A 21,063-nucleotide genomic window follows, 5' to 3' on the forward strand; every position below is an offset into this window, starting at 1 on the left:
TGTATTCATGCAAAAAGATAAAATCAACATTTATTTAGTGTCAGATTCAGTTGGAGAAACTGCACAAAAAATCATTTCCGCAGTCTCTGCTCAGTACCCAAGTATTGATATGAGTGATATTCAACGTTTTCCGTTTATTACAGATGAAGAAGTATTACAACCGATTTTAAGAGATGCTTTACATGACAAAGCGATTATTGTTATGACATTAGTCAACAAAAAGCTCGTAAATTTAGTCAAAGACTTTGCCAATCGAACTGGATTACAATTCGTCGATTACATGAGTCCGCTAAGTGAAATCGTTGAAGGGACTTTTGGCATTCAACCGCTGCAAGAGCCTGGAGCCATCCACAAATTGAATGAGCAATATTTTAGCCGTGTTTCAGCGATTGAATTTGCAGTCCGATATGATGATGGAAAAGATTCAAAAGGATTCTTAGAAGCTGATTATGTATTATTAGGCGTTTCACGTACTTCTAAAACGCCGTTAAGTATGTATATGGCTAACCGAAATCACAAAGTTGCTAATCTGCCGTTGATTCCTGAAGTTCCTCTACCCGCTGAATTAGACCAAATTGATCCGAAAAAAATCATTGGTCTAACAACTAGTATTGACAGCTTGATGGGCATCCGTAAATCTCGTTTACATTCATTAGGCTTAAAAGAAAATTCTGCCTACACAAATGCTGATCGAATTCAAGAAGAACTAGATTATGCTACTAGTGTTTTTGAGAAATACAATGCCTTAGTGATTAATGTTGATCAAAAATCGATCGAAGAAACAACAACGATCATCGAAGATTTGGCTCAAAACGAACAGTAAGGAGTCCTATTGTGAGTGAGTTTCATTCCAATGAACTGATTGCCGAAATTATAAATTTAGAGGCCATTTTAAATTTACCTAAAGGAACGGAGCATTTTATCAGTGACCTTCATGGGGAATTTGAGGCGTTCAACCACATTTTAAGAAACGGTTCGGGCAGTATTCGTGACAAGGTCTATACACTTTTCAATCAAGAACTTTCTACTCACCAAATCGATGAAATGTGTTTTTTGATTTATTATCCTGAAGAAAAAATTCAATCTCTGGCATTTCAACAGTCACTCCCTGAAAAATGGTGGTCTGAAACGATCGAACATCTCTTGGTTATTGTCCGTTTTTCATCAAGTAAATATACTCGATCTAAAGTTCGCAAAGCGTTGCCTGAAACGTATGCCTATATTTTAGAGGAATTGATTTATCAATATGATGAAACGACCGATAAAAAAGCGTACTATAAACAAATCATTCAAAAGATCATTGAGCTTGGTGAAGCAAAGCGTTTTATAGCAGATTTAGCTTATTTGATTCAGCGATTTGTGATCGATCATCTTCATGTAATTGGAGACATTTACGATCGCGGACCTCATCCTGATAAAATTATGGATGCTTTGATCCGTTACCATTCACTTGATATTCAATGGGGAAATCATGATATTATCTGGCTCGGTGCCGTGAGTGGATCAAAAGCTTGTTTGGCCAACGTCCTGCGAATTTGTGCCCGTTACGGTAATCTTGACCTTTTGGAGGATGCTTATGGAATTAATTTAAATTTATTAAAATCATATAGTCGCAAAACGTATCAGGAAAATAGTCATTTTATCCCTAAGAAGAATCCCTATAGGGAACTTGGGGTAACAGAAGTAATCGATGCAATGAAGATCCAACAAGCAATGGCCATCATCCAAGAAAAACTTGAAGGGCAACTGATCAAACGCCGTCCAGAATTTCAAATGGATCACCGATTGCTTTTGGATAAAATTAAAGATAACCAGCTTATGATCAATGGTCAATCCTATAACTTGATCAATTCATGCTTTCAAACAATTGATTGGTCAGATCCTTATCCATTGACCCAGGAAGAAGAGACTATCATAAATGATCTGCTACAGCAATTTCAACAGGCTCAAAAGTTGAACCAACATATGGCTTTTCTTATAGAAAAAGGATCACTTTACCTTTCATATAATCATAATTTGTTGATTCATGGCTGTATTCCACTGAATGAAGATGGTTCTTTTCAATCTGTAATATTTAATAGAAAAAAATATGCTGGTAAAAGCTTACTAGATTTTTTCGAAACAATGATCAAGCAAGCATTTACACAACCTCGGCAAACCGAAGATTTTTCAACCGATATTGTTTGGTATCTATGGTGCGGTGAATGCTCATCTCTCTTTGGAAAAAAAGCAATGAAGACATTTGAACGCTATTTTATCGAGGAAAAAGAAACCCATGTAGAAGAAAAAAATCCCTATTATGAACTGAGAAACAGCTCCGAAATCTGTCAACGCATTTTGAGTGCCTTTTCTCTTAATGAGACAGATGCACATATTATCAATGGACATACCCCAGTGAAACAGATCAAAGGAGAATCACCCATCAAAGCGGATGGTAAAATGATTGTTATAGACGGCGGTTTTTCTCGATCCTATCAAAATGTGACTGGAATTGGTGGTTATACGCTTTTATATAATTCTTTCGGCATGCAACTAGCTGCTCATAAACCTTTTTCGGATAAAAAAACGGCAATAGAAAAAAATGATGATATTTTCTCTACACGGAAAATCGTTGATCGTCAGGTGAAACGGTTAAAAGTAAAAGATACAACGATTGGTGCCTCTTTGATTAGTGAGACTAGAAAGCTAAAACAACAATTAAAAAATGAGAACTAAGACGCACTGATTTCTTGCGCCTTCGTTCTTTTTTTACTTAATCAACTCGAATGCTTGATTTTTTAATTCGTAGACTTCATCGCAAGCTTTCGCCACTTCCTGTTCGTGTGTTACGATGATAATACATTTTTGCTGCTCATGTGCTACTTTTTGAAATAATTGCACAATATCTTTTGATGTCTTTTCATCTAAATTCCCTGTTGGTTCATCTGCTACAATCAGTTCATGATCGCAACAAAGTGCTCTAACGATCGCTACACGCTGCTGTTGCCCTCCTGATAACTGAGTTACATTCTTCTTAGCCAGTGTTTCATCGATCCCTACATTTGCTAAATTTCCCAACGCATCTGCTCGTTTATCAGCTTGTTTTGAGTTGGAAATCGTCATTGCAGTTAAAACATTATCTAACGCTGACATAGAAGGCAATAAATTATACGCTTGAAAAATAATCGATACATCGTTTTTTCGGTAATTTCTAAGACCGATTTTAGTGAGCGCATCACCATTATAAAGAATAGCCCCTTCTTTAGGCACCCTAGTCCTGCAATCAAATCAACGAAAGAAAGATCGTCTTGCCAGAGCCGCTTGCTCCTAAAATAGCATACATTTTTCCACGTTGAAATTCCAAATTAACATTCTTATAAAGAAATTCCTGTTCATTTTTATACCAATACCCTACTTCTTGTGTTTGTAACATCGCATTTCCTCTTTTCTATGTGGTTCATATTTTTTGAGACTGTAGTCTTAAAATTCCACTGTAACCTACCTTGCAAATCTATAGAAAAAATGCTTAAATAGTTGTGGTCGTATTTTTTTAGGCTTTACATTCCCTATAATTCTATTTTAATAGAATCACTACAATTCTAAATTTTTGAAAGGAACGAAAAGTATTTGGAAAAAAAGAAAATGACTCTATATGGGATGATTTTCTCTATTTGTTTCTTTTTAATTGTTTCGTTCTTTTTTTCTACCCATACAGTAGATTACGCAAACGAAACTGAAACAAGTGAAAAAATTACCGATCCACTAAAAACTGCATCCGTACCTGTAGATAAAAATCCCGAACCTAAAAAGAAAGAACACCCAGAATTGACCGCTTTTTATGATAAAATCCAACAAACAATGACAAATACTGCAAAAAGCTTCAACGGTGATGTCGGGATGACATATGTTGATTTGACAACTGGGAAACAGATCTCAGTTAATGGAACGAAAGAATTCTATAGTGCTAGCACGATCAAGGTGCCTTTAGCTATGATGATTGCAGATAAAGTTCAGGCTGGCAGATTAAAATGGGATGATCAACTTACGTTTAATGAAAAAGAGGATTATGAAGATGGTACGGGAATTATTATTAATGATATTCAACCAAGTTACTCGTTAAGAACGCTACAGGAATATAACATTACGTATTCAGATAATATCGCCAAAAATATGTTGTATGATACATTTGGCGGAGATGTCGAAGCAAAAAAAGCTCTTTATGCTCATTTTTTACAGAAAGAAACAGATTGGGACGATGCAAAGCTTACTTCTGAGGATGCTGCAAAAATCCTTAACATTTTATACGAAGAAAAATCATCAAATCAAGAATATCAGACGATTTATGATTATATGAAAAATACCGTTTTCCATGAACGAATGGATACGCCGACCACATCAGGGAAAGTTGCACATAAGATTGGTTCTTATGCGGGCTTCTTGCATGATATTGGGATTTTAGAAACGGAGCATCCTTTTATTTTGACTGTATTTACGAATGGGCAAACGGATGCAGGGATTTCATTTATTTCATCTATTACCGATCAATTATGGGCTATACAAAGCAATGACTATCCAAAAAAATAGAGAAAAGATATCGAATGAACGGTATCTTTTCTCTATTTTTATATTTCTCAAGTATTATTGCCCATATTTTTAATCTTGATTAAACGAGTGATTTCACTTCGTTCGTTCTCTTCTAATTTCATCTGAATATAATAAATCGTTTCTTCTAATTGAGGAATCGTCATATATTCTAAGGCATTCACACGACGACGTGTTTTCTCGATTTCTTCTGCCATCAATTGACAAGTCTTTTCAACTTCTGCTAACTCCAATAGCTTTGGTAAAATACTCGTAATTTTGTCAAAAACACTATCCAATTCTGCATTTGAATTTAGATAACCGTAATTTAGCGGTGCATCTGTTATTGTTTCATCATAATGGAAATTCATGATTGGAACTGTCACACTCATAATATTTTTTTCAATAACATCCAGTGTGACGTTATCTGCAGGAACAGCTACCAATTCTTCGATAAACGCTTCATTCAGTGTTGCATTCGCTAATACAAAGTTAGATAATGCCCCTGTTACTTCTTGTTCTACATCAATCCGCAGTTGATTATTCTTTTTAACAAGTAAAATAAAGCGACGCATCAGTTCATCTTGTTTGTCTTTTAATAATTTATGACCACGACTTGCCGTTCCAAGTTGTTTCTTTAAACGAGAGAGTTCCATTCGAGTAGGATTCACATTTAACCGTGCCATAATCGATCACTCTCCTTCAGTCAAATATTCATCCAGCATATCATCTTTGATTCGTTTTAATTCGGTTCTTGGAAGCATCGATAATAGTTCCCAGCCTAAATCAAGTGTCTCGTCAATGGAGCGATTCGTGTAGAATCCTTGATTGACATACTCCTTTTCAAATCGATCCGCAAATTTCGCATAGATTTTATCTACCTCAGACAATGCTGATTCTCCAAGGACTACCGCTAGTTCTTTTGCTTGTTTTCCTTGTGCATATGCTGCAAATAATTGATTCATTGTTGGGGCATGATCAATTCTTGTTTTTCCTTCACCTGTCCCTTTGTCCTTTAGACGAGACAACGAAGGCAACACATCAATTGGCGGCTGGATCCCGCTCTTATATAAATCTCTAGATAAAATGAGTTGCCCTTCCGTAATATAACCTGTTAAATCTGGAATTGGATGGGTTTTGTCGTCTTCTGGCATTGTTAAGATCGGAATCTGAGTAACAGACCCTTTCAACCCACGAATACGACCGGCACGTTCATACAATGTGGCTAAATTTGTATAAAGATAACCTGGATAGCCACGACGACCTGGTACTTCACGTCGTGCGGCAGAAATTTCACGTAATGCTTCACAATAATTGGTCATATCCGTCATAATCACAAGAACGTGCATCCCTTTTTCATACGCTAAATATTCAGCTGCTGTAAGCGCCATTCTTGGTGTAGCGATCCGCTCGATGGCCGGATCGTTGGCTAGATTCATAAACATCACGGAACGATCAATAGCTCCTGTTTGACGAAAATCTTCCATAAAAAATTCCGCTTCTTCAAATGTAATCCCAATCGCTGCAAAGACAACCGCAAATTCTTCATCACTATTTAAGACATTTGCCTGACGCGCAATTTGAGCAGCTAATTCTTTATGCGGCAAACCAGAACCTGAAAATACTGGTAATTTTTGTCCACGAACTAATGTATTTAAATGATCGATGGCAGAAATCCCTGTTTGGATAAATTCATCGGGGTAATCCCTAGCGACTGGATTGATTACTTCACCATTGATATCGACCATTTTTTCCGGTAAAATTTCGGGTCCGTTATCTTTGGGACGTCCTAACCCATCAAAAATCCGGCCTACCATATCTTCTGATACACCTAATTCCAGAGGATGACCTAAGAAACGAACCTTTGAATCACGAAGATTGATACCGCTGGTACCTTCAAAAATCTGAACCATTGCTTTATCACCATTGATTTCAAGGACTTGTCCACGACGAATTTCACCATTTTGCATGCGAACTTCAATCAACTCTTCGTATTTGACTCCTTCAACTTTTTCAACGATCATCAAGGGACCGACAACTTCATTGATTGTACGATATTCTTTAATCATTCGTCATCCCTCCATCTGCAATAATTTGTTTTAATGTTTGTTTCATGTCATCGACTAAGCCCTCTAATCGGTCGATTTGTTCTTCAGGTACATATTTACTTCTAGCAATTTGGTCTCTTAGTTCAAGCGTTCCAGCCATGATTTCAGATAAATAGGCACCTAAATCCAATGCAGATTGTCCTTCTTTGTAGAAAGTTAAAATCAAGTACAGCATTTTGTATTGTTTTTCTCTTGAAGTAAATGTATCAACATCATCAAAGGCATTTTGCTGTAAGTAATCTTCACGAATCGATTTCGCAACTTCTAAAGTCAAACGATCTTTATCAGACAATGAATCAATTCCGACTAACCGAACGATTTCTTCTAATTGCGATTCTTCTTGTAAAATACGCATGCTCTCCATAACCATCTCAGACCACTCAACTTGAAGTTGCTGATCTAAGTATTTACCAACCTCTGAATCGTATAAAGAATAACTTTGAAGCCAATTGATTGATGGGAAATGACGTTTTTGGGCTAACGTTGCATCTAATCCCCAGAACACTTTTACGACACGTAAAGTATTTTGAGTGACTGGTTCAGAAATATCTCCGCCAGATGGTGAAACAGCACTGATTGCTGTGATACTGCCTTCACGATGATCTTTCCCTAAAGCCACAACTTGTCCAGCTCGTTCATAATATTCTGCTAAACGGCTGCCTAAGTATGCCGGATATCCTTCGTCCCCCGGCATTTCTTCCAAACGTCCACTCATTTCACGTAACGCTTCTGCCCAGCGAGACGTTGAGTCTGCCATTATTGCTACAGAATAGCCCATATCACGGAAGTATTCGGCAATTGTGATTCCTGTATAGATGGATGCTTCACGAGCTGCTACGGGCATATTAGAGGTGTTTGCGATCAAGACCGTTCGTTGCATCACTGATTCCCCCGTACTTGGATCGATCAGCTCTGGAAATTCATTCAATACATCGGTCATTTCATTGCCGCGTTCACCACACCCTACATAAACAACTAAATCAACATCTGCCCATTTAGCAATTTGATGTTGCACCACTGTTTTCCCTGCACCAAAAGGACCTGGAACAGCTGCTGCTCCGCCTTTTGTTACTGGAAAGAACGTATCAATAACACGTTGTCCTGTTAGAAGCGGTACATCTGGATTTAATTTTTCTAGAATTGGACGGCTACGACGAACTGGCCATTTTTGCATCATTGTAAATTCTTTTTCACCTGTAGCCGTTTCAATGATATAGACCGTTTCTTCGATCGTGAACTCACCTTGTTTGATTTCTTTCACGATACCACTGATGCCAAAAGGAACCATAATTTTATGAGGAATCACTTTCGTCTCCTGTACTATCCCGATGATATCTCCTGTAGAAACTTCATCTCCAATAGAAACAGTTGGTTCAAACACCCATTTTTTCGTTCTATCTAATGCTGGGATCTGAACCCCTCTGCTTAAAAAGTTGCTTTCTGTTACTTCCGCAAACGTATCTAAAGGACGCTGAATTCCATCAAACATCTCTGAAATCAACCCTGGAGCTAACTCAACTGACAAGGCTTCACCTGTTGTTGCAACTGGCTCACCTGGTCCTATTCCTGTTGTTTCCTCATATACTTGAATGGATGCGACATCTCCCCGCATCTCAATAATTTCTCCTATAACACCCAATTCCCCTACATGACAAATATCCTGAATACTTGCATCAGACATATTCTCAGCCATAACTAAAGGACCAGATACTTTAACAATTCTACCAGTTTGCAAAATCATTCCTCCTATTCAGAAAAGCTGAGCAGGCTCGTTCAGCACTGACAGAAAAATAGGAAACTATGACTGAGGCGCTTTTTGCCTTATTCATAGTTTATCTTTTTTCCAAAGTGCTAGCCTGCAAAGCTAGATCAAATGTAAAGCTGAGCAGGCTCATTTAGCTCCGACTGAAAAATAGGAAACTATGGCTGAGGCGCTTTTTACCTTATTCATAGTTTATCTTTTTTCCGAGGAACTAGCCTGCAAAGCTAGATCAAATGTAAAGCTGAGCAGGCTCATTTAGCTCCGACTGAAAAATAGGAAACTATGACTGAGGCGCTTTTTGCCTTATTCATAGTTTATCTTTTTTCCGAGGAACTAGCCTGCAAAGCTAGATCAAATGTAAAGCTGAGCAGGCTCATTTAGCTCCGACTGAAAAATAGGAAACTATGACTGAGGCGCTTTTTGCCTTATTCATAGTTTATCTTTTTTCCGAGGAACTAGCCTGCAAAGCTAGATCAAATGTAAAGCTGAGCAGGCTCATTTAGCTCCGACTGAAAAATAGGAAACTATGACTGAGGCGCTTTTTGCCTTATTCATAGTTTATCTTTTTTCCGAGGAACTAGCCTGCAAAGCTAGATAACACCTAAAATCAAACAAAACTTTCCAATTTCCTACAATATATTTTGTCCAACAGCTCTTTCAACATTATCTTGAATTTCTTTCAACCCGATCCCTTTTGTACCACTATGACTTGGGATCAAGATAATCGCTGGTGTCATTTCACTTTTGTAACGGTTAATTGTTTCAACAGCTAATTCGGAGGCATCTTCTGTGATGAAAATAACACCAAAATTGCTTTTTGCCATTGATTCAATTGTATCTCTCACTTGTTTTGATGAAATTGTATACACAACCTCAAAGCCAAAAAGTTTGAACGGCATAACAGAATCTCTATCACCAATTACGCCAATTTTATAGACCATCTATCATACGCATCCTTTCTCTGACAACTTCTACTGGAAAGTTACTCCGCTTACTAACTAGAATCAAGCGTAAATTTTTCCACTCTACTTCCTTAGCATTTAAAAATGCAAGCAGTGGCAACGGACCAAAAGCCATAATTTTAGCCTTGTCATACCTACTAGTCAAATAATCATCTTTGATTTTTTCAAAAGCGACTAAATCTAATGTTTTTGTTTCAGCAGAGACGATCGGTGCTAAAAGACCACTATATATCGTGCTCAAAATAAAATCAGTAAACACAGCTAATGACTGCTCGGCATATTCTAAAAATGTTGCTTTTGGAATGCTCCCTGAGCTAGATAACACAGTTGATAAAAAATTTTCGTGTTGCCCTTGAAGGATTCCTCTAGCCATTGTAGAAATATTCGTCAAGTCAATAAAAGCTGTAACTTCCTCCACGATATCCTTATCACCTAATTTTTCAGCTAATTGCCGTTGAAACGTTAAAAAATTCCGATCATAAATGATATCGATTGCCTGAAGTGTAGAAGATTCTTGAAAATAATCCAACACTTCAAGAACCGCATTCATAAATGGTTCTGGCAGTTCAGTTGAGACACGCGTCCGAATCGCACTTTTCAGTGTTTCTATGGAATAGCGTCCATCATCAATAAACAGATAATCCAACTCTTGTCCCGTAAGCTCAGCTTTTGTCAGGACTTTTAAATTATGAAATGTTGCTCTAGACGTATAAATAGTGATCACTTCTGGTTCAGGAGCCATCTCATAGAGCCATTCATAAAGTTTGCCTTTTTCTTTTGAATAGATGTATTCAAAATTTTCAGCAAAATCGTTTGTCATATATGTTCCATATATCGTATTTTTTAAACTATCTTTTAACTCATCTATGTTTTTTGCATTCAATAATTGTTCATATTGGGTATTACTTAAAAGTTCTGTTTCTTTCAGACGGATCAAAGGATTGATTTGATTATATGCAGTCTCTTTCATTATGAACCTCCTATCATATAAGGTGGAGCAATTATTTTATCGAAACAGCAATTCTGCTATTTTAAAGCTTTCCATTTTTTTTATTTCTTGAACTAGACTTGAAAATAAGAAGTTATATTCAATCCCATCCTTAGATATAATAAATCCTCCATCATTTGGACTTACATCTTTTTCCAGTAGCAATGTCAGATTACTATTAGTATGTTCTACTAACCATTGCTCTGACAATTTACCATTTGAAAACTCGCCTAATTTCAAATAAGCTTCACCTTCGACTGGTAATTGAATAATGATTTGCTTCGCAAATGTTTGAAACTCTTTTTCCGACCAATGGTTCATCCGCTCAATTGATTCTAAAAAAAGCTGTTCAAGGTATCCCTGCTTTTGATTCAACGTTGCTTGTTTGATGTCAAGTTGTTGACGATTTTGTTTTTGTTTAAATGCTTTATTTATTAGTTCTTGATTTTTTTCGATTAGTTTGTTTTCTTGCAGAAAAAGCGCTTCTTCTTGTTTTTGATATTCTTGGTCGATACGTTTAATTTCGACTTTTTTTAGTTCTGAAACTTCAACTTGCCCTTTTTCTAGAATTTGTTCGACGATTTTTTCGATTGCATCCATGTTTTTCCTCCTATTACTTCACATTTAGTACAAGTAAGAATGAGATAACAAACCCAAGAATCGCGTATGTTTCAACCATGGCAGCATAAATGATCCCTTTTGTTGCATGTTCTGGTTTTTTAGCTAAAATTTGAATCCCAGCTGCTGCAACACGTCCTTGGGCAATCCCTGAAAATAATCCAGCAAAAGCAATCGGCAATGATGCTACAAAATAATCCAGTCCTTGAACCATCGTCATATCATTGGTTAAGTTGATAAAAATCAAAAAGGCAATAACGAAACCATATAACCCTTGCGTTCCTGGTAATAATTGTAAAATTAACGCTTGCCCGAATTTCTCAGGCTGTTCTGTTGTTAAGGCCGCAGCAGCTTCCCCTGTAAAACCTACCCCTTTAGCGGAACCAATCCCTGCTAAAATCGTTGCCATTGCCATTCCTAATACTGCAAATAGAATTCCACCATTGTTATTAATTAAGTAATCTACCATGTTTATATTCCTCCACTATTCTTTTACTTTTGATTTTTTTTTGATGTTCATATATTTTTCTTCTGTCTTTAACGGCTTGAATGCACGACCACCGCCTGTATAAAATTTCCCGAAAAACTCAACATATTGCAAACGAGCTCCGTGAACATACGCACCTAACAAACTTAAAAAGAGATTCAAGGCATGTAATACGATGATTAGTAGGATCCCCACAGTGAATCGAGCAACTGGTGGCATAAATTCTACAAGCATATTAAACGCTGCAGCAATACTTCCGCCAGAAATTCCTAAAGCCATCAATCGCGTATAACTAACTAAATCCCCAATATAACCAGTCAACCCATATAATCCGTAAAGACCTTTTGCCAACCCTTTAACTTTTGATTTTGTTTGGATGATCGGCACAATCACGATCGACAAAGCTGAAATAACCGCTACAACGATGCCGGTTGTAACCAAACCGTCATTGCTAAAAATCAACATGCCTAAAACGACAATCAAAATTCCTACCAACAATCCTTGCCAAGCAAAACTCTCACTAATACCATCCAAGTATCGCTTGCGCTTGGTCAGTTCGATCCCATTTACCATCAATCCTGTCAACATTTGAATAAAACCGAAAACAACAGATAAAATCAAAATTGTGTTTACATCTTCAGTCGTTGACAATATCGGAAACGGTAACTGGATCCCAAAGAGCACTTCCGGCAGCGCAGCGCCGAAGAATGATCCGTAAATAAAGCCCCAAATAATCGTTGGAAATGATAATATTAGAAAGAAATCTGCAAAACGTTTCATCCCTCTTGGTAAAACCATCAACTTCAATGCAAGTAATGCACCAAATAACATCAACAATCCATAACCAATATCTGCTACCATCATCCCGAAAAATACCATATAAAAAGGCGTCATGATCGGAGTTGGATCAATCTCGTCATATTTTGGCAAACTATACATTTCAGTCAACATCTCAAATGGCGCTACCAGAGAATTATTTTTCAGTTTCACGGGAATATCTGTCTGAATCTCATTATTTGTCGGTTGGTCAAAAGTGATATAAACTTCATCTTTTGGCAATTCGTCCTGTAATGCGACAGCTAATTCCTGCTTCTCATCAACAGGAATCCAACCTTGCATAATGAAAAAATAGGACGTATTCAGCAGATGGTTCTTTGCTTCTTCACGATAGATATAAGCATAGATCATCTCTTCCGCTAAATATAGTTCTTCTAAATGATCACGATAAGCGGATACCCCCCTTTTTAACTGCTTTTCTTCCTCAACAAGTAAAGCTAATTCTTCCTTATTTTTTTGATACGCCTTTTTCGGTAAAATATCATAAGGATATTCAAATTGGTTAAAACTATATCTAGCAGTAATTTCATCCAAGTCAGCTGATTGACTTTTTAAATAAATCAAGCTGTAAAAGACATGATTTTGGCTTTGATAAATTTCTTCTACATAAACAAATGAAATCTTTTCTAAATCAGCTAGAAAATCCGTCTGATTGGCTGAACTGATCGATCCTAGCAAAATATCTGTAGTCTCTAGTAAATTTTTTTTTGGAATAATATCTAAATACTGCCATCGAGCAAGCCATTTTTCTTTTGACAATAACTCTTTTCTAGTGGCATCAACCTTTGTCAACTCATTTTTCAAAGAGGAAATTTTTTTTAAATAGCCACTGATTTTCTGTTCATCGAAACGTTCTTCCAATGAACTCAATGTTCGGACTTGTCTTTTTAGTAGCTTTTTTTTTGTTGAATTTTCTGAAAAACGGTTAATAAACGTCAATGAGTCCTGAATTTCCGTTAGCATTGTCTGATAACGATTCTTTTGGATTTCACTTCCTTCTACTAAGGTTTCTGCAAAATGTTTTTCTATATAAGAGCCATCGACATTTGAATGAAAAAAATCTTTGATTTCGATTGCCTGCATCCCTTGAATTGCTTGAAGAATCGCTTCTTCTTTTTCGGCTGCCGCTATAATCGTCATTTTTTCCATTTTATTGACTGCCATAGATTTTTTTCACCCTTTCTATTATGTGATCAATCATGTATTCTTTATTCTTTTCATATTTTTCTCTAAAATCTTGATTTAGTTCTTTCGCTTCACTTAGTAAAAGCTCTTTTTCTTTTTGAAGCTGTTCATTTTTTTGCGTCTCTACTTCATGAACGAATGCCCGTACTTTCTTTTGACTTTCTTCCTGTTTAAGTTTGAGATCAGCTGCTTTTTTTTGTTCAAGCAAACGAATTTCTTCTTCAAGCGCTTGTCTCTTATTTTCAACCTGAACTTCTGCTTCACGTATTTTATCTAATGCCTCTAAAACCATATGTTAACCTCCATTATTCGATAACTTCGTTCCTATTTTATTATTGAACTTATCACATATTTTGTAATCTAAAAGGAAATAACAGATGTGGGACAAAAGTAAAAATCACTTTTGTTTTACACAAAAAAATAAAGAGATTTAGAAACAATTCCCAAAAGAAACAAGCTGCTATTCAGAAAATTTGAAGATTAATTTCCGTGAATTTATTCCTTATTTCTCAAGGTTAAACGTTCGTCCAGACCTCTTCATTCTCTTATTTCTTACTTAGAAAATAAAAAAGGGCGTAAGTTCGCGAAACCGTTCTTCTCACCCCTTGAAGAACCTGATCCTTGAAGCTTGCGCCCAACCATTTATATTAATATATAATCAATATTAGCAAATTGAAGTCAAAATTACAACTGCTTTACAAGTAAATTTTATCTAACGTAAAAAAAATGCTTCCAAGTCATAAGAAGAATGATTAACTCGTTCGACAATTGTCTCTTTCCAAACATCTGTAAACCAGTCATATTGGATCTGATTGATGATACTCTTTTTCAACTCATTGAATAACATTTTGTTATCAATTCCACCTTCGTGAAGTAAGTCTAACATAGTGATCATTTTTGTATTATTATGTTGTTGAAAACGATAAATCCGCCCTTTTTCTATGTAATAAAACCAGTAATTAATAACGACAGCAAACCGATCTTCTTTGTTTTCTAGTAAAGTAACAAACTTTTTTGTTGTGATTTTCTTCATACTATTTGCTCCTTTGATTTCTCCATTCATTTTACCACATCAAAAGGTCAATACAGAAACAATCAATAAAAAGATCTTAAAATAGTTTTTCTTTAATCTTTGTGTTTAAAATTAACAACCATTTGATATAATAGAGAAGTACACCTACTATTTGAATAATTGGAGGATAAATAATGGAGCAAAATTTAATCAAAATAACCACAACCTTCCAGAATACATGGTTGATCGATCTGAAAAAAGACCCATTTTCTGAACAAAATAATATTTTATTTGGTGATACACTTAGACTTTCCATTTTTAAAAACGATTCTTACTATTTTTCAGAAGCAATCGCTTTAACGTATAATAAAGAAATTTTATCTAAAGAGCAACCAACTGCAAGTGAAATTGAATTTTTCAATTATATGAAGACTGTCCAAGAGAAAGCGTTCTCAAAGTCATTGGCAATTAAATACACTATTGAACAATATGCATTTTCTGTAGTAAGCAATGAGGATTGAAGAGAAGATTGTTAAAAACAAATAACAGCCTCTGATTTACTTCATTCAACAGGAAAAGTAAATCAGAAGCTGTTATTTTGCACTTTTTTTGTTACGCACTTTTTACTAATACATTTTAGTTTTTTTTAGTTAAATTATTTGTTTACAAATTGTTTTGATACTTAATTATGTGGTATACAGCTAATTAAATTTTAAGCTCCTCCTGTAACTACATATACAGAAATAACGCTTGCTACAACAGTTATTAATGAAATCATCAAAACACCTCCACTCATTTTTTTAGAAATCAATATTTGCAAATAAATAATTTTCCTTAGGTAAAGAATAACAAACAGACTCAGAAAAATAAAGTAGAAAAATTAAAAAATGCGAAATTAGCATAAAATTCTAATAAAATATTTACTTTTTTACAAAAAATAGGAATTATCTGTTTGTTTTGTGCTATAATCGCATAAGAAAGGAGATAAACTCTTGAATATCATAGAAACTTTACGTTTTTTCAGACTTAAATTGAAGTTACCTCAAAGGGAAATGATGTCTGAATATACTGATCCCTCCACATATTCAAAAATTGAAAGTGGTAAACGCTCTCTTAAGGTAAATGAATTAGAAGAAATATTACATCAAACATCTATTAGTGTTGACGAATTTTTTAGTTTCACAGCATTCGATAAACGACAACAAGATTTCAGAGATATTTTTTATTATTGTGGTGCGCATTTAGAAAATAAAAGTACCAAGCAGAAATTACTTAACTATTATTTTTCATTAAAAAATAAAGAGCAAAAGACATTACGAGAATTATCAAATTATATTGCTATTAAAAATTTCTTTAACGCTCACTGGGAAGAAGTTGAGCCGGTCACTTTTGAAGAAATAAACGACATTTTTCAGGATTTATTGAATAAGTCTTTCTATCTTCAATATGACTATATTATTACTGCAAATTTAACTCGATTTTTTAACGCTAAACAAGCAGATATACTACTTGCAAGAATGTTTCCAATAAAATATGAAGAACAACGTGATTTTACAACGAAAAAATTTGCACATAATATTCTTATTAATTTAATTTCAATGCGATTGTACGCAAAAGATTATGAAAGTGCAGAAAAATATATAAAACTTGCCAAGAAACAAGATAAACAAAACGAAAACTACAGTTTCAAATTGAACCTTCAATATCTAACAAACCTTTTAAACTATATTATCGAAGGGGAACCAGTCTATATGGAGCGCGTTTATGATTTTATACATTTGTTAGAAAATACTGGCGACACTTTGCAAGCCGAACAAGTGAAAAAAGAAGTCAAGATGTTAACTCATGAAAGAGACAGCGAAAAAATGCTAAACAGCTATGCCGTTGGTTTAATAAAAGAATCTTAATTTAGCCTATAAATCAGAATATCCCACCTTTTTCAAGGTGGGATAAGGAGTATTACTCGGATTGAGTAAAATGAAAATACTGTTAGGGTATATTTATATTACCATGTAATGTTTTAGATTTCAAGCTATTAGTCATAAAATATTTTTTATTTGTTTTTTTCTAAGAAATTATTGTCAAATAATTTCAAATTTTCCAGCTATGCCCCACTTACTAATTTATTCATTTAATTTTTGGTACAGTCAAAGATAATCAAATTGTACGAAATAAAGCAGTTCGATTTCTTTTCCATAGGTTAGCATCCTTCTTTATTTTCATTCATAATCTTATCGCGCTCATTCGTAATAGTTTCTTCGAGCACCTAAAAATCACTAGTATAACTTCTGTTATTTTATTTCGGATAAATCTATCAACATCGACTCAAAGTTAATTATACAGAACTATAGTTACTATGTAAACCCCATTAGTTATTGTTAAAACAACATTAAGTATGGATGGGTGAAGTGCAAGAGAAATACTTAAAAAAAGACTACAATCAACGATAAATCAACCATTGTAAGGCTCTGTTAAGATATTCTCAGTAGGGAGACAAAATAAGTTTGAATGGCGTAACAAAGGGCAATTTTAATTTAATTAACTTACGCCATGAAACAAAAAAACCGAATCTAAGCTTAGATTCGGCTACATTTCTTCATTCAAACTGGCTTTATATCACCAAGGCTGACTAGTTGGACCAATGGTAAATTCATTGACATTCACATCTTCTGGTTGATCGATTGCATAAGCAACGATGCTTGCTACACGATCTGGAGCAATACCATATTTATTATACAAACTAGTCATGCCATCAGCCGTTTTTGAATCTGTAATTTTATCTAGTAACTCTGTATTAATTGCTGCTGGATAAATTGTTGCTGTACGGATATTTGTTCCCTCTTGTGCAGATTCCATTCGTAAAACTTCCATTAAATCACGAATCGCCCATTTAGTTGCGCCATAAACAGCACCTCCTGGATAAGCTTTAAGCCCAGCAACCGATGATGTTGTAATCACATGGCCAGATTTTTGCTCAATAAAGTGAGGTAAGACTGCTGCTAGACCATTCAGTACCCCTTTAATATTGATATCAATCATTTGATCCCACTCATCTTCTTTGAGTGCAGATAATGGAGAATTCGGCATAATACCTGCATTTAAAAAGATAACATCTACTCTACCATAAGTCGTAATAGCAAAATCCACCAAGTTTTGATTATCGATTCGCTTGGTGACATCCGATGCTACATAAACTGCTTCTCCTGAATTTTCTTTGATTTTTTCAACAATCGTTTGAAGTTTTTCTTCTCTTCGTGCCGCTAATACTAATTTTGCTCCTTTTTCAGCTAATAACAGAGCTGTCGCTTCTCCAATTCCTGATGATGCTCCTGTAATAATCACCACTTTATCTTTAATCGCCATTTGTCTCGCTCCTTTTCTATTTTTATGGTGTCAATACGACATTGATTGCTTCTCTTTCCGATATAAAGTCTAGCTGTTCGACTTCCTTTATTTTACCTATTTTAGTATATAAATAATTAGTAGAGAACGTTTGATAAAATAGGACAAGACAATCTGAGCCAAAAAGCATGACGTCACCTTTTTCAATTTTTTTTACTTGTTCTACCTGTGTTGGTAATGATTCTACTAAATAAGTATACTTTTCGTTACCATGTAAATCATTCATTTTTAGATTTATTGGAAGTCGAGTTATTAATTCCTTCGTTGCTTGATTAGATTCCAATTCAACTTGAAACGTTTTATTTTCAATAGTTATGTTCATTACAGTTACTTCTCCGTTTACTTCTATTGAATATTTTACTGAATCACTATATTCCGTTTTTGAAGTTTTTAATACTGTGCCTTTTTTGGACAAAATTGCTGTGCATCCAGAACAAATCATTACGCTTAGAAATAAAAAAATAGAAACCCACGTATTCTTTTACGTTTTATCATCTTCAATCTTTCGAACCACTTTGGCTGGACTTCCTACTACAATCACATTATCAGGAACATCCTTTGTTACTGTTGAATCCGCAGCAATAATCGAATTTTCTCCAATTGTAACCCCTGGTAAAACAGTCACATTGGCACCAAGCCACGCATTTTTTTTGATACAAATTGGCTCTACTTTAATTCCGCGTCTTTTGTTAGGGGGGATCAAATGATTTACTGTAATTAATCTAGCTCCTGGTCCAATCAACACTTGATCTTCAACCGTAATCCCACCCAAATCAACAAATGTAACATTTTTGTTAATAAATATATCTTTGCCTAATGTGATATGCTTACCGAAATCACTATAGAAGGGCTGCGAAATTTTTACGGATAAATCAATTTTTTGATCCGTAATTTCTTCTAAATACTGTAAGACCTCTTCATTAGAATAATATTGTGCGTTCATCATCATTATCAATCGCTCATTATTCTGTTTAACTAAATGGATTTCTTTAAATAGGGGTGAATCGTTTAAAATCTCTCTTCCTAAAATTTTTTTCTGTAAACTTATGTTTGACATTTTCTTTCCCTCCTTACCTATTCATTAAATTTTCACTATCCAAATTATACCTGAATCGTTTATACTTAACTAATACAAATAAAGCATATATAACTATTCTTTTTAGCTATAGGAAAGGGAATTAAATGGAACTTCGCGTATTAACTTACTTTTTAACTGTTGCAAGAGAAAAAACAATTACTAAAGCTGCTGAAGTCTTACATCTATCTCAACCAACGCTTTCAAAACAATTAAAAGAACTAGAAGAAGAGCTTGGTGTGACATTATTTACTAGAGGAAATCGTTTTATTACATTAACGGAAGATGGTATCTACTTAATGAATAGAGGAAAAGAAATTCTATCTTTGGTTGAGTCAACAACAACAAATCTTATTCAAAATGAAGTCATTAGTGGTCAAATAACTATTGGTGGTGGAGAAACGCAAGCGTTTGAGTTTCTTGGTCATATTCTGCATGAGCTTAGAGATAACTATCCAGAAATTAACTTACACCTTTATAGTGGCAATGCTGATGATGTATTGGAAAAAATCGATAAAGGATTGTTAGACTTTGGGCTCGTTATTGACCCAGTAGAAAAACAAAAATACGAATATATTCGCCTGCCATTAATTGATTCCTGGGGGATTTTAGTCAATACATCACATCCTCTAGCTAAACAAAAAACAGTCCAACCAAAAGATATTCAACATACGCCTTTGCTCATTTCAAACCAATCATTTGTTGATAATCAGCTATCTGAATGGTTTGGAGGCAATATAGAGCATCTAAATGTTATTGGCACCTATAATTTACTTTATAATGCCTCCTTGTTGGCAAAAGAAGGCATTGCAAGTATTCTTTGTATTGATGGGATTTGTGAATACGGCTAATACCAATTTAACGTTTATTCCCTTTTCACCAGCATTAACCGCAAACATCAATATTGTTTGGAAGAAAGACCAAATTTTTTCAAGTGCTTCAAAAGAATTTTTACGTTTACTGAAGTTGGTTTAGTTCTGTCTGTCACTATTTATAAAACAGTCGGATAGATACTTTACTATTTTTTGGAGTGATTAGATTTCAAAAAATCAGTACAATACGTGCTATTTGAACTTAATGGGAATGTAAAATACCTGCAAAGATCCTTGTATTACTTTTTTTCTAAAATTAAAAAACAGCTATAAATACCAATTTTGAAGGTATTTATAGCTGTTTTTTTGCTTCAACTTTTCTTCTCACATTACTAAAAATGGAGACGGCGGGAGTCGAACCCGCGTCCAAACACATTGCCACTTAAACTTCTACGCTCATAGTCATACTATTTTAAGGCTTCGCTGAAGTTCATGCCGCATAACAGGCCCAAACTCTCGCTAGTCTGATGATCTCTTCTAAATTTTACAGACGGAAAAATTTAGCGTATCCCACTTAATTTGAGACCCTTACCCGAGCACATGGGCGATGCCGGGAGGATCTTCACCCGCTGTTTTTACGCAGCTAGAGCGAAAGTATTGTTTTCGTTTTTAGCAGTTATATTTAACTGTAACGTTTTTACGTAGACGTAACCTACGAAACGCGATTCAAGCTCAACTATGCCTGTCGAATCCGTAACGTCCCCGTTAAGATTAAATAGCATAACATACACTTTCATCAGTATAACATATTCATCTTGATTTTTAAAGGATCAGGTGCTGGTTCTTCCGCTTTCTAATACCTCTAGATAACGCTTCTTGAAATAGCATTCGAACGAAAAATCAATGACCTGTTCCAAAAGTATTCACTAAAATCGTACCAATCACGATAAAACCAATACCGATAACTGTCGGTGTATTGATTTGTTCTTTCCAATACACAACTGAAAAAATCGTGATCAAGATGATTCCAATTGCTCCCCAAAGTGCATATGCGACATTTAACGGCATATATTTTATTGCTTTAGATAAACTATAAAAACATACAATATAAGCAACCAAACATTCTACTGATGGCAATAACTTACTAAAGCCATCTGTGGCTTTTAATAGATTTGTCGCAACGACTTCACTTATTATAGCGACAAAAAGATACAAATACCCAATCAAAATTTCCCCTCCTTCTATGATTCCTAAA

Annotated in this window: 19 protein-coding genes, 1 other RNA gene, 2 pseudogenes and 1 other annotated feature; of the genes and pseudogenes, 6 read left to right on the top strand and 16 right to left on the bottom strand. The window is 35.0% G+C overall.

Features of this window, described 5'->3' with window-relative positions; all coding sequences use genetic code 11:
• Nucleotides 1-7: 7 nt before the first annotated feature.
• Both AC4BBR_RS09755 and AC4BBR_RS09760 read left to right on the top strand, forming a co-directional pair.
• Entirely contained in the window at nucleotides 8-823 is an 816-nt protein-coding gene (locus AC4BBR_RS09755) for a pyruvate, water dikinase regulatory protein (RefSeq protein WP_490459382.1), read from the top strand.
• Nucleotides 824-834: 11 nt separating this feature from the next.
• The gene (locus AC4BBR_RS09760) at nucleotides 835-2,715 is read left to right on the top strand and encodes a fructose-1,6-bisphosphatase (RefSeq protein WP_490459383.1); all 1,881 of its coding nucleotides are present in this window, start codon (nucleotides 835-837) and stop codon (nucleotides 2,713-2,715) included.
• A 33-nt stretch (nucleotides 2,716-2,748) separates the two neighbouring features.
• Here the strand turns inward: AC4BBR_RS09760 and AC4BBR_RS09765 are convergent.
• Nucleotides 2,749-3,412, bottom strand: a pseudogene (locus tag AC4BBR_RS09765) (ABC transporter ATP-binding protein).
• A 194-nt stretch (nucleotides 3,413-3,606) separates the two neighbouring features.
• Here AC4BBR_RS09765 and AC4BBR_RS09770 point away from each other — a divergent pair.
• Nucleotides 3,607-4,563, top strand: coding sequence for a serine hydrolase (locus tag AC4BBR_RS09770; protein ID WP_490459384.1), 957 nt, complete (start codon nucleotides 3,607-3,609; stop codon nucleotides 4,561-4,563).
• Between the two features lie 47 nt (nucleotides 4,564-4,610).
• Here AC4BBR_RS09770 and AC4BBR_RS09775 read toward each other — a convergent pair whose 3' ends face one another.
• The 10 genes from AC4BBR_RS09775 to AC4BBR_RS09820 form a co-directional block, all read right to left on the bottom strand.
• The gene (locus AC4BBR_RS09775) at nucleotides 4,611-5,246 is read right to left on the bottom strand and encodes a V-type ATP synthase subunit D (protein WP_490459385.1); all 636 of its coding nucleotides are present in this window, start codon (nucleotides 5,244-5,246) and stop codon (nucleotides 4,611-4,613) included.
• Between the two features lie 6 nt (nucleotides 5,247-5,252).
• On the bottom strand, nucleotides 5,253-6,629 hold the full coding sequence (locus AC4BBR_RS09780; protein WP_490459386.1) for a V-type ATP synthase subunit B: 1,377 nt from the start codon (nucleotides 6,627-6,629) through the stop codon (nucleotides 5,253-5,255).
• Complete coding sequence (locus AC4BBR_RS09785) at nucleotides 6,622-8,403, bottom strand: V-type ATP synthase subunit A (RefSeq protein WP_490459387.1); 1,782 nt, start codon at nucleotides 8,401-8,403, stop codon at nucleotides 6,622-6,624. Before AC4BBR_RS09785 ends, AC4BBR_RS09780 begins: the two co-directional genes overlap by 8 nt.
• 656 nt (nucleotides 8,404-9,059) lie before the next feature.
• The gene (locus AC4BBR_RS09790; protein ID WP_490459388.1) at nucleotides 9,060-9,371 is read right to left on the bottom strand and encodes a V-type ATP synthase subunit F; all 312 of its coding nucleotides are present in this window, start codon (nucleotides 9,369-9,371) and stop codon (nucleotides 9,060-9,062) included.
• A complete protein-coding gene (locus AC4BBR_RS09795) occupies nucleotides 9,361-10,362 on the bottom strand; it encodes a V-type ATPase subunit (RefSeq protein WP_490459389.1) in 1,002 nt (333 codons plus the stop codon). Before AC4BBR_RS09795 ends, AC4BBR_RS09790 begins: the two co-directional genes overlap by 11 nt.
• A gap of 36 nt (nucleotides 10,363-10,398) precedes the next feature.
• Nucleotides 10,399-10,980 (bottom strand): hypothetical protein, encoded by a 582-nt coding sequence (locus AC4BBR_RS09800; RefSeq protein WP_490459390.1) that lies wholly within the window; start codon nucleotides 10,978-10,980, stop codon nucleotides 10,399-10,401.
• A 13-nt stretch (nucleotides 10,981-10,993) separates the two neighbouring features.
• Nucleotides 10,994-11,467, bottom strand: a complete 474-nt coding sequence (locus AC4BBR_RS09805) for a V-type ATP synthase subunit K (protein ID WP_490459391.1) — start codon at nucleotides 11,465-11,467, stop codon at nucleotides 10,994-10,996.
• Nucleotides 11,468-11,482: 15 nt separating this feature from the next.
• Nucleotides 11,483-13,486 carry a V-type ATP synthase subunit I gene (locus tag AC4BBR_RS09810; RefSeq protein ID WP_490459392.1) on the bottom strand — a complete coding sequence of 668 codons (2,004 nt, stop codon included), beginning with the start codon at nucleotides 13,484-13,486 and terminating at the stop codon, nucleotides 11,483-11,485.
• Nucleotides 13,473-13,799 carry a hypothetical protein gene (locus AC4BBR_RS09815; RefSeq protein ID WP_490459393.1) on the bottom strand — a complete coding sequence of 109 codons (327 nt, stop codon included), beginning with the start codon at nucleotides 13,797-13,799 and terminating at the stop codon, nucleotides 13,473-13,475. Before AC4BBR_RS09815 ends, AC4BBR_RS09810 begins: the two co-directional genes overlap by 14 nt.
• A 300-nt stretch (nucleotides 13,800-14,099) precedes the next feature.
• Nucleotides 14,100-14,147 (bottom strand) — a sequence feature (sodium ion sensor (DUF1646 type); this cis-regulatory element may regulate processes involved in with the transportation of sodium ions).
• Nucleotides 14,148-14,219: 72 nt separating this feature from the next.
• Entirely contained in the window at nucleotides 14,220-14,540 is a 321-nt protein-coding gene (locus AC4BBR_RS09820; RefSeq protein WP_490459394.1) for a hypothetical protein, read from the bottom strand.
• Nucleotides 14,541-14,713: 173 nt separating this feature from the next.
• On the opposite strand from AC4BBR_RS09820, the gene AC4BBR_RS09825 reads away from it, so the two are divergent.
• Nucleotides 14,714-15,040, top strand: a complete 327-nt coding sequence (locus AC4BBR_RS09825; RefSeq protein ID WP_490459395.1) for a hypothetical protein — start codon at nucleotides 14,714-14,716, stop codon at nucleotides 15,038-15,040.
• A gap of 471 nt (nucleotides 15,041-15,511) precedes the next feature.
• Complete coding sequence (locus AC4BBR_RS09830) at nucleotides 15,512-16,426, top strand: helix-turn-helix domain-containing protein (RefSeq protein WP_490459396.1); 915 nt, start codon at nucleotides 15,512-15,514, stop codon at nucleotides 16,424-16,426.
• A gap of 709 nt (nucleotides 16,427-17,135) precedes the next feature.
• On the opposite strand, the gene AC4BBR_RS09835 is transcribed toward AC4BBR_RS09830, so the two are convergent.
• From AC4BBR_RS09835 to AC4BBR_RS09845, 3 genes are all read right to left on the bottom strand, one after another.
• Nucleotides 17,136-17,882, bottom strand: coding sequence for an SDR family oxidoreductase (locus AC4BBR_RS09835; protein WP_490459397.1), 747 nt, complete (start codon nucleotides 17,880-17,882; stop codon nucleotides 17,136-17,138).
• A 22-nt stretch (nucleotides 17,883-17,904) separates the two neighbouring features.
• Nucleotides 17,905-18,243 carry a cyclophilin-like fold protein gene (locus tag AC4BBR_RS09840; protein ID WP_490459398.1) on the bottom strand — a complete coding sequence of 113 codons (339 nt, stop codon included), beginning with the start codon at nucleotides 18,241-18,243 and terminating at the stop codon, nucleotides 17,905-17,907.
• Between the two features lie 159 nt (nucleotides 18,244-18,402).
• Nucleotides 18,403-18,978 carry a DapH/DapD/GlmU-related protein gene (locus AC4BBR_RS09845; RefSeq protein ID WP_490459399.1) on the bottom strand — a complete coding sequence of 192 codons (576 nt, stop codon included), beginning with the start codon at nucleotides 18,976-18,978 and terminating at the stop codon, nucleotides 18,403-18,405.
• 125 nt (nucleotides 18,979-19,103) lie between these two features.
• Here AC4BBR_RS09845 and AC4BBR_RS09850 point away from each other — a divergent pair.
• Nucleotides 19,104-19,971: pseudogene (locus tag AC4BBR_RS09850) on the top strand (LysR family transcriptional regulator).
• Nucleotides 19,972-20,204: 233 nt separating this feature from the next.
• On the opposite strand, the gene ssrA reads toward AC4BBR_RS09850, so the two are convergent.
• Nucleotides 20,205-20,572, bottom strand: a transfer-messenger RNA (tmRNA) gene (ssrA, locus tag AC4BBR_RS09855).
• A 136-nt stretch (nucleotides 20,573-20,708) separates the two neighbouring features.
• Nucleotides 20,709-21,032, bottom strand: a complete 324-nt coding sequence (locus AC4BBR_RS09860; protein ID WP_490462102.1) for a DMT family transporter — start codon at nucleotides 21,030-21,032, stop codon at nucleotides 20,709-20,711.
• Nucleotides 21,033-21,063 lie beyond the last annotated feature (31 nt).

The organism is Enterococcus sp. AMC1251, from assembly GCF_058216535.1.